The following is a 6,480-nucleotide window of genomic DNA, read 5'->3' as shown; positions in this document are numbered from 1 at the left end:
GGTGCTGGGTGCCCGGGGCAGCCCGGGCGTCCGGGGCGTCCGGGGCTCAGACGTCCAGGTCCACCACGACCGGGGCGTGGTCGGAGGCGCCCTTGCCCTTGCGCTCCTCGCGGTCCACGTACGAGTCGGAGACGGCCTTCGCGAAGGGGGCGTTTCCGTACACCAGGTCGATGCGCATGCCCTTGTTCTTCGGGAAGCCCAGCTCGCGGTAGTCCCAGTACGTGAACGGGTGGGCGTACTTCAAGGGTCGGGGCACGATGTCCGTCAGACCCGTCTCGCGCAGGGCCGCGAGGGCGGCGCGCTCGGCCGGGGTGACGTGCGTGGCGCCGACGAAGAGCGAGGGGTCCCAGACGTCGTCGTCGGTCGGCGCGACGTTGAAGTCGCCGAGGACCGCGAAGGGGCGGGGGCCCGCAGCGTCCTCGGCGACCGCCGCCTTCAGGGCCTCGAACCACTGGAGCTTGTAGGCGTAGTGGGCGTGGTCGACCTCGCGGCCGTTCGGCACGTACACCGACCAGACGCGGACGGGGCCGCAGGTCGCGGAGATCGCCCGGGGCTCGTCCACGCCGTCGTACCCCGGACCGCCCGGGAGGCCCTTGACGACGTCTTCGAGGCCGGCCTTGGAGATCAGCGCCACCCCGTTCCACCGGCCGGTGGCGTTCACCGCCGATTCATAGCCCAGCTCGCGCAGCTCGTCGGCGGGGAACGCCTCGGCCGTCGTCTTGGTCTCCTGTATGCACAGCACGTCCGTGCCGGTGTTCTCCAGCCAGGCGAGGAGCCTTGGCAGCCGAGCGGTGATCGAGTTCACGTTCCAGGTCGCAATGCGCATGCCTCACAACCTACCCGGCGCCACTGACAGTCAGAGTTCTGCCGTCTCCCCCGGCGTCAGACGCAGGTGCTCGGCGCCGCCGAGGGCCCCGATCTGGTTGTCGTAGATGGGCCGGGCGAGGTCGGTGAGCAGGGCGTCGTGGACGTCGTAGGCACGCTGCGGCTTGACCTCGCGTACGTAGTCGATCACCTCGGAGATCTTGCTCCAGGGTGCCATGACGGGGAGCATCAGCGTCTCGACCGACCGGTCGGGGACGGTCAGGGCGTCGCCGGGGTGGAAGACCGAGCCGTCGACCAGATAGCCGACGTTGGTGATGCGCGGGATGTCCGGGTGGATCACCGCGTGCAGCTCGCCGTGGACCTGGACGTCGAACCCGGCGGCCGTGAAGGTGTCGCCGTGCCCGACGGTGTGCACGCGCCCGGGGAAAGCGGCCGAGATCTTCTCCGCGACCGACCTGAGCGTCCAGATCTCGGCGGCGGGGCGGGCCTCGAGGGCCGCGCGCAGCCGTCCCTCGTCGAAGTGGTCGGGGTGCTCGTGGGTGACGAGGATCGCGTCGGCGCCGAGGGCCGCGTCGTCCTCGCTGAAGCCGCCCGGGTCGATGACCAGCGTGCGTCCCTCCTTTTCGAGACGCACGCACGCGTGGGACTTCTTCGTGAAGGTCATGCGCTTCGCGCGCGAGGGAGAGCTTCCTGCCGGAGTCGTCGTGTCAGTCATCCCCCCATCCTGCTACTCCGGGTGCGTGGTCTCCTCGCGAATGACGGTCTGCGCGACCCTGAAGGCGGAGTTCGCCGCGGGCACGCCGCAGTAGACGGCGGCCTGGAGCAGCACCTCCTTGATCTCGGCCGGGGTGAGGCCGTTGCGCAGCGCGGCGCGGGTGTGGAAGGCCAGCTCGTCCAGGTGACCGCCGGCGACGAGGGCGGTGAGGGTGACGCAGCTGCGGGAGCGGCGGTCAAGGCCAGGGCGGTTCCAGACCTCGCCCCAGGCGTAGCGGGTGATCAGCTCCTGGAAGTCGCCGGAGAAGTCGTCGGCCGAGGCCAGCGCCCGGTCCACGTGCGCGTCGCCGAGCACTTCGCGGCGGACCTTGATGCCCGCCTCGTACGGGTCGGGCCTGCCGGTGCCGACGACGGCCTCGGGCTGCTCGGCGGCGGCGATCTCGGCCATGGGGGCCGTCGGGGCCACGGGCTTCGGGGACAGGACGGGCTTGACCGGCGGGGGTGTGATCGCCGCCGGGGTTTCCTGCCAGGCCGTGCTGAAGTGGCGTACGAGAAGGTCGGTGACCGCGGCGGGCTGCTCGACGGGGGCGAGGTGCGAGGCGCCCGGCACGACGGCGAGGCGGGAGTCGGGGATCCCGGCGACGAGGGTGCGGGCCTCGCCCTGCCCGGTGACCTGGTCCTCGGAGCCGACGAGGACGAGCGTGGGGATGCCGATCCGGCCCAGCTCGGCGCGGACGTCGAAGGCGGCGAGGGCCTCGCAGGCCGCGATGTAGCAGCCGGGGTCGGTGGTGCGCACCATCTGGACGGCCCAGTCGGTGATCGCGGGCTGCGCGGCGGCGAAGCCGGGCGTGAACCAGCGGTCGGGCGCGGAGCGGGCGATGGGGTCGAGGCCGTTGCTGCGCACGATGACTCCGCGCTGGCGGAACTCGTCCGCGGTGCCGAACCGCGGCGAGGCGGCGATCAGCGCGAGCGAGGCGACGCGCTGGGGGTGCCGGAGCGCGAGTTCGGCGCCGATGGCACCGCCGAAGGCGCAGCCCGCGTACCCGAAGCGCTGCACGCCGAGCCCGTCGAGCGTGGCGAGCAGCCGGTCGGCCAGCTCACCGACCGACCCACAGGGGTGCGCGGGCGCCCCGCCGTGCCCGGGCATGTCGAAACGGAACACCCGCCAGTGCCGGGTCAGGTCGGGTATCTGGCGGTCCCACATGTGCCAGGTGGTTCCGAGGGAGGCACCCAGGATCAGGACCGGGGCGTCTTCTGGCCCGTCGAAGCGGTATTGCAGGGTGTTGGTCGGTGTCTCACTCACGTCCTGCATGCTCTTTTCTCTCACAATTTGTCACGACCGACCGGGCGGTATGGCCCACTGCTGCTTCGGATGCTCTCGCAGGTTCGGCACCCAAGCACTCAGGGTTCAATCTACGTGTTGGCCTCGACGCGCCCACGGGGAGGCGTTCACGGGACCGCGCCCCCGAGGGGCACGTCGCCAGGGGGGGCGAGAGCGACCAACCGCTGAACTTCCTCAAGTCGGCCTCGGTCGCGGGCTCCTGGGGGCATCCTGCGGGCATGTCGCCAGGAGCCGTAGCCATCCTCATCGCGTCCCTGAGTGCCGTTTTCACCGGGGCCAACGCGATCGCCTCGTGGGCCACGTACCGTCGCGCTCGGCCCCGCGTGCGCATGCGCCTCGAATCACCCGTCTATGGAACGATTCGTCAGTCGAGGGGTAGCAGCAAAAATGTCCCCTACTACCTGGCCTTCAGCAACCTCGGCACCACTCCGGCAAGACCGGAGGGCATAGCCGTGGACTACAAGACCCGTCACCGGTCGAAGCTACGTTGCAAATCGACTACCGCGGTCGTTGGCGAACTCTGCGAGATCCCCGCCATGGCCACGATGCGCTGCCACTACGAAATTCCGGCGGCGTTACTGGTGGGCATGCGGTCCTCCGGCCTCGAGCTCATGCGTATATCCCTGATCCTCCCCGGAGGGAAGAACGTCTCCAGCGAGTGGATGCCGGTACCGCACTTCGTCACGCCCGCCCACGATCCCTCTGAGATGACCCTGCTTATGGCAGAGCGCCTCTTCCCTGACCTACCGGATCGGCTCCGTCCCAGCTCTCGTCGCTGACACACCATGCCCCCCGCTCCGCGGGCGGAGTCCGACGTGAGTGGCCATCCTTCGCTCCCCACGCTCAGGCCCGAGCACACCGCAGCCGAGGTCATGACGGCGCCTGAGATCGACGAAGGCTTATTCGCCCTGGCACGCTGCTCGACCGTTCTGCTCGAAGAGTCGCAAGCAGAGCAGCGGTCTGCTGGTGGGTCGACGCGGCCGTGGCGGCGTGGAAATCCGCGGTCCACGGGACACCCATGCCGTACGCACGCCTGGGCGCGGCCGCACCGGACACCCTGATGTCCGCGGAGGACATGGCAGTCCTGCCCGACGTGGACGAGCACACGCGAAAGTTGGTGGAGCTGGGTGTCTTCCTCGGCGCGCCCGCGCCGAGCGCAGCCCCCGGCTACAACGACGACCTCGCCGCCATCACCTCTGATCTGGCAGGCCGTTCCGGACTGGCGGTTCGGAGGAATGACACAGGCGGTATCGATGTAGTGGACGACATCGATCCGGAGGCGCGGCGCCGTCGTCTCTGGGGAGACTGCTGGCTCGAACTCGGCATTCCGGCGCTTCCCGGCCCGGGTGGCGAACTCGACGCTCTTCTCGTTGGCGTCCCCGGGGAATCCGCCGACCGCCTTCTCGATGCTTTCCGGGCTGTCGCCAGTGCGGCCATGGCCAAGCTGCGTCTGTCGGAATTGGAGGACACTGACAGGGCTTGGACGCCGACGGAGATCGACGAGTACGACCAACTGTCGGCCCAGCACGACCGTTTGACGCGACTCCTCGCCGACTATGCGCAAGCCGTCACTGAAATCCTGCCCGCGATCCGAGCCTCGTCGAGCAGCGAAAGCAGCCCTGGCGGTGTGCACTGACGGCAGCTCCCCCGGTACGGCAGCAGGGCCCGGACCGCGCGTCGCGGACCGGGCCCTGCCTCGTACGGTGCCGCCTTGAGGCGGCGGTGCGTCAGCTCTGTGCGGTGTCGTCGCCCGGCTGCTCGGCGCCCTCGGTTGCGCCTACCTTCTCGCGCATCTTGCGCACCAGCTCCGCCATCTGGTCGGCGGCGCCCTGGCGGTCGAGGTTGCGGTGCGGGCCGTTGTTCTGCCGCTCGGCGCGGGACAGCTTCTTGCGCTTGCCGCCGCCCATGCCCACGGGGTTGTTGATGTTCTTGCTCATGGGTTCTCCCGGAATGATGTGAAGTGATCTACGGATTCATCGGTGGGGGACGGGCGCGGCGACGTCGGAGGACGTCAGCGGGGGCCCATCACGCTCTCACTCGTAAATCGACCTCTGGAAGAACATGACCCAGACATTACCCGGTGCCATCGGCCCCGCACACCAGTTTTCTCCCCGTGGGAGGTCGGCCGGGCCTTCGGTGAGCGCCCGGGGTCAGGTATTGGGGGCTCAGGCATTGAGGGGCGCGCGTGGGGTCAGATCTGGCCGCGCCAGGCACCGGTCTCCACGCCACCGCGCTGCTCGATGAACGTCTTGAACCGTCCCAGATCGCCGGTGACCTGTCGTTTGACGAAGCCGAGCTTGTCGCCGACCGTCTCGGCCAGGCCCTGGGGGTCGAACTCCATTTGCAGCATGACCTTGGTACGCGCGTCGTCCAGGCGGTGAAAGGTGACGACGCCGGCCTGCTTGGCCTCCCCCTCCACTGTGGTCCACGCCACGCGCTCGCCAGGGATCTGTTCGGTGATCACGGCGTCGAACTCCCGCTCCACCCCGTCGATCTTCGTCACCCAGTGGGTAAGTGCGTCGCTGCGCTGCTCGATCCGCTGCACGCCCTCCATGAACTCGGGGAAGGTCTCGAACTGGGTCCACTGGTTGTACGCGGTGTGGACCGGCACGTTGACCTCGATGGACTCTTCGACTTGCGACACGGATGACACCTTTCCTTGTGGACGGGTCCGGGTGCACCGGCCTGACCGGGCCGTGCATCGCTCTGGCCCCCTCCGGGTGCCCCGAGCCCCCGCTTTCACTCCCGCCTCTGCTGATCGGACACCCGCGGGCGGGCGGCGCCGCCTGGAGGGGCTGATCGGCATTGCCGCCACCGAGGGAAACGCGCTGGTGCGGCGACGCCCGCAAGGAGAACGAGTGGCGCGACACCCACGTCCAGGTGCGCGGGCCCGTCTCTCCCTGGACGACAGCCTCCTGAGCAGTTGTCAAGAGGCCGTCATCCCCATCGCCGCTCCCGTGAATCGGACCGCGGATCAGCAGACTCCACTACTTCTTCGAGACCATTGAAGTCCCGCCCATTGCAAGGGAGAACATACGGGCCAGCGCCTTCCGGACATCCGGATCTCGATCAAGCCGCTCCAACGATTCGAACCTCGCCGGATCAAGGTCGATCGTGGCAACTCCCCCCGCACCGCCGTCATCCACGGCCGAGAACAGGAGAAGGCATCGGTAGGCCCGCACATCTCCCCCTCTCTCTTCACGCATCAGCGACTGAAGGACGACGCTTCCTTCCTTGACCTGGCTGCGGAGTGCGTGAACCGAGGACCACCGAGTCGCCCAGCCTCGCTCTTCCGCCTCCAATTGGATCGCGAGAAGCGTATCGAAGCTGATCTGACACACGCGGAAGTCAGGGTCGGTCGAATGGATCAGCGACATCAAGCACTACTCCCCGTCGTAGACGTCAATGCGCATTGGAGTATCTGGGTCGATGCGCCCGTCCCTGATAGAGCCCGCTGGAGCAGCGGCCCAGCCGCTTGGTCTGCACCAGCGAGAACTGGCCACTCGCAAACACCATTTATCTTGGTCGGACCGGGCGATTGCGAGGAGCGCGGGTGGACAAGAAACCGATCACACCGCCCATTCAAGCCCCCCGCCCAC

The 6,480-nt window shown here is 68.6% G+C and carries 8 protein-coding genes; 2 read left to right on the top strand and 6 right to left on the bottom strand.

Translation table 11 applies throughout. The annotated features are described in order from the left end of the window. Nucleotides 1–46: 46 nt before the first annotated feature. The 3 genes from GKQ77_RS24915 to pcaDC all read right to left on the bottom strand — a co-directional run bounded on the left by GKQ77_RS24915 (nt 47) and on the right by pcaDC (nt 2,842). Nucleotides 47–826 (bottom strand): exodeoxyribonuclease III, encoded by a 780-nt coding sequence (locus GKQ77_RS24915; RefSeq protein ID WP_219691173.1) that lies wholly within the window; start codon nt 824–826, stop codon nt 47–49. A gap of 30 nt (nt 827–856) precedes the next feature. Continuing rightward, nucleotides 857–1,489 carry an MBL fold metallo-hydrolase gene (locus GKQ77_RS24910; RefSeq protein ID WP_219691175.1) on the bottom strand — a complete coding sequence of 211 codons (633 nt, stop codon included), beginning with the start codon at nt 1,487–1,489 and terminating at the stop codon, nt 857–859. Between the two features lie 63 nt (nt 1,490–1,552). Continuing rightward, a complete protein-coding gene (gene pcaDC, locus GKQ77_RS24905; RefSeq protein WP_219691172.1) occupies nt 1,553–2,842 on the bottom strand; it encodes a bifunctional 3-oxoadipate enol-lactonase/4-carboxymuconolactone decarboxylase PcaDC in 1,290 nt (429 codons plus the stop codon). A gap of 257 nt (nt 2,843–3,099) precedes the next feature. Between pcaDC and GKQ77_RS24900 the strand changes: the two genes are divergently transcribed. Together GKQ77_RS24900 and GKQ77_RS24895 are read left to right on the top strand one after the other, a co-directional pair. Next, entirely contained in the window at nt 3,100–3,660 is a 561-nt protein-coding gene (locus tag GKQ77_RS24900; RefSeq protein WP_219691171.1) for a hypothetical protein, read from the top strand. 239 nt (nt 3,661–3,899) lie between these two features. Beyond that, nucleotides 3,900–4,517, top strand: a complete 618-nt coding sequence (locus GKQ77_RS24895; protein ID WP_219691170.1) for a hypothetical protein — start codon at nt 3,900–3,902, stop codon at nt 4,515–4,517. Nucleotides 4,518–4,608: 91 nt separating this feature from the next. Here GKQ77_RS24895 and GKQ77_RS24890 read toward each other — a convergent pair whose 3' ends face one another. The 3 genes from GKQ77_RS24890 to GKQ77_RS24880 all read right to left on the bottom strand — a co-directional run bounded on the left by GKQ77_RS24890 (nt 4,609) and on the right by GKQ77_RS24880 (nt 6,258). Then, entirely contained in the window at nt 4,609–4,818 is a 210-nt protein-coding gene (locus GKQ77_RS24890; RefSeq protein WP_219691169.1) for a DUF6243 family protein, read from the bottom strand. Nucleotides 4,819–5,072: 254 nt separating this feature from the next. After that, nucleotides 5,073–5,525, bottom strand: a complete 453-nt coding sequence (locus GKQ77_RS24885; RefSeq protein ID WP_125511419.1) for an SRPBCC family protein — start codon at nt 5,523–5,525, stop codon at nt 5,073–5,075. A 343-nt stretch (nt 5,526–5,868) separates the two neighbouring features. Continuing rightward, nucleotides 5,869–6,258: a hypothetical protein gene (locus GKQ77_RS24880; protein WP_219691174.1), complete on the bottom strand. Its 390-nt coding sequence runs from the start codon at nt 6,256–6,258 to the stop codon at nt 5,869–5,871. Nucleotides 6,259–6,480 lie beyond the last annotated feature (222 nt).

Source organism: Streptomyces anatolicus (assembly GCF_019400875.1).
In the GTDB taxonomy this organism is placed as follows: Bacteria; Actinomycetota; Actinomycetes; order Streptomycetales; family Streptomycetaceae; genus Streptomyces; species Streptomyces anatolicus.
This window is presented reverse-complemented; position numbering and strand designations above follow the sequence as displayed.

Excerpts from the sequence above, each read along its gene's own strand:
- GKQ77_RS24910 (WP_219691175.1), bottom strand. The coding sequence starts at position 1,489 with ATGACCTTCACGAAGAAGTCCCACGCGTGCGTGCGTCTCGAAAAGGAG.
- GKQ77_RS24895 (WP_219691170.1), top strand. The coding sequence starts at position 3,900 with ATGCCGTACGCACGCCTGGGCGCGGCCGCACCGGACACCCTGATGTCC.
- GKQ77_RS24900 (WP_219691171.1), top strand. The coding sequence starts at position 3,100 with ATGTCGCCAGGAGCCGTAGCCATCCTCATCGCGTCCCTGAGTGCCGTT.
- GKQ77_RS24915 (WP_219691173.1), bottom strand. The coding sequence starts at position 826 with ATGCGCATTGCGACCTGGAACGTGAACTCGATCACCGCTCGGCTGCCA.
- GKQ77_RS24880 (WP_219691174.1), bottom strand. The coding sequence starts at position 6,258 with ATGTCGCTGATCCATTCGACCGACCCTGACTTCCGCGTGTGTCAGATC.
- GKQ77_RS24890 (WP_219691169.1), bottom strand. The coding sequence starts at position 4,818 with ATGAGCAAGAACATCAACAACCCCGTGGGCATGGGCGGCGGCAAGCGC.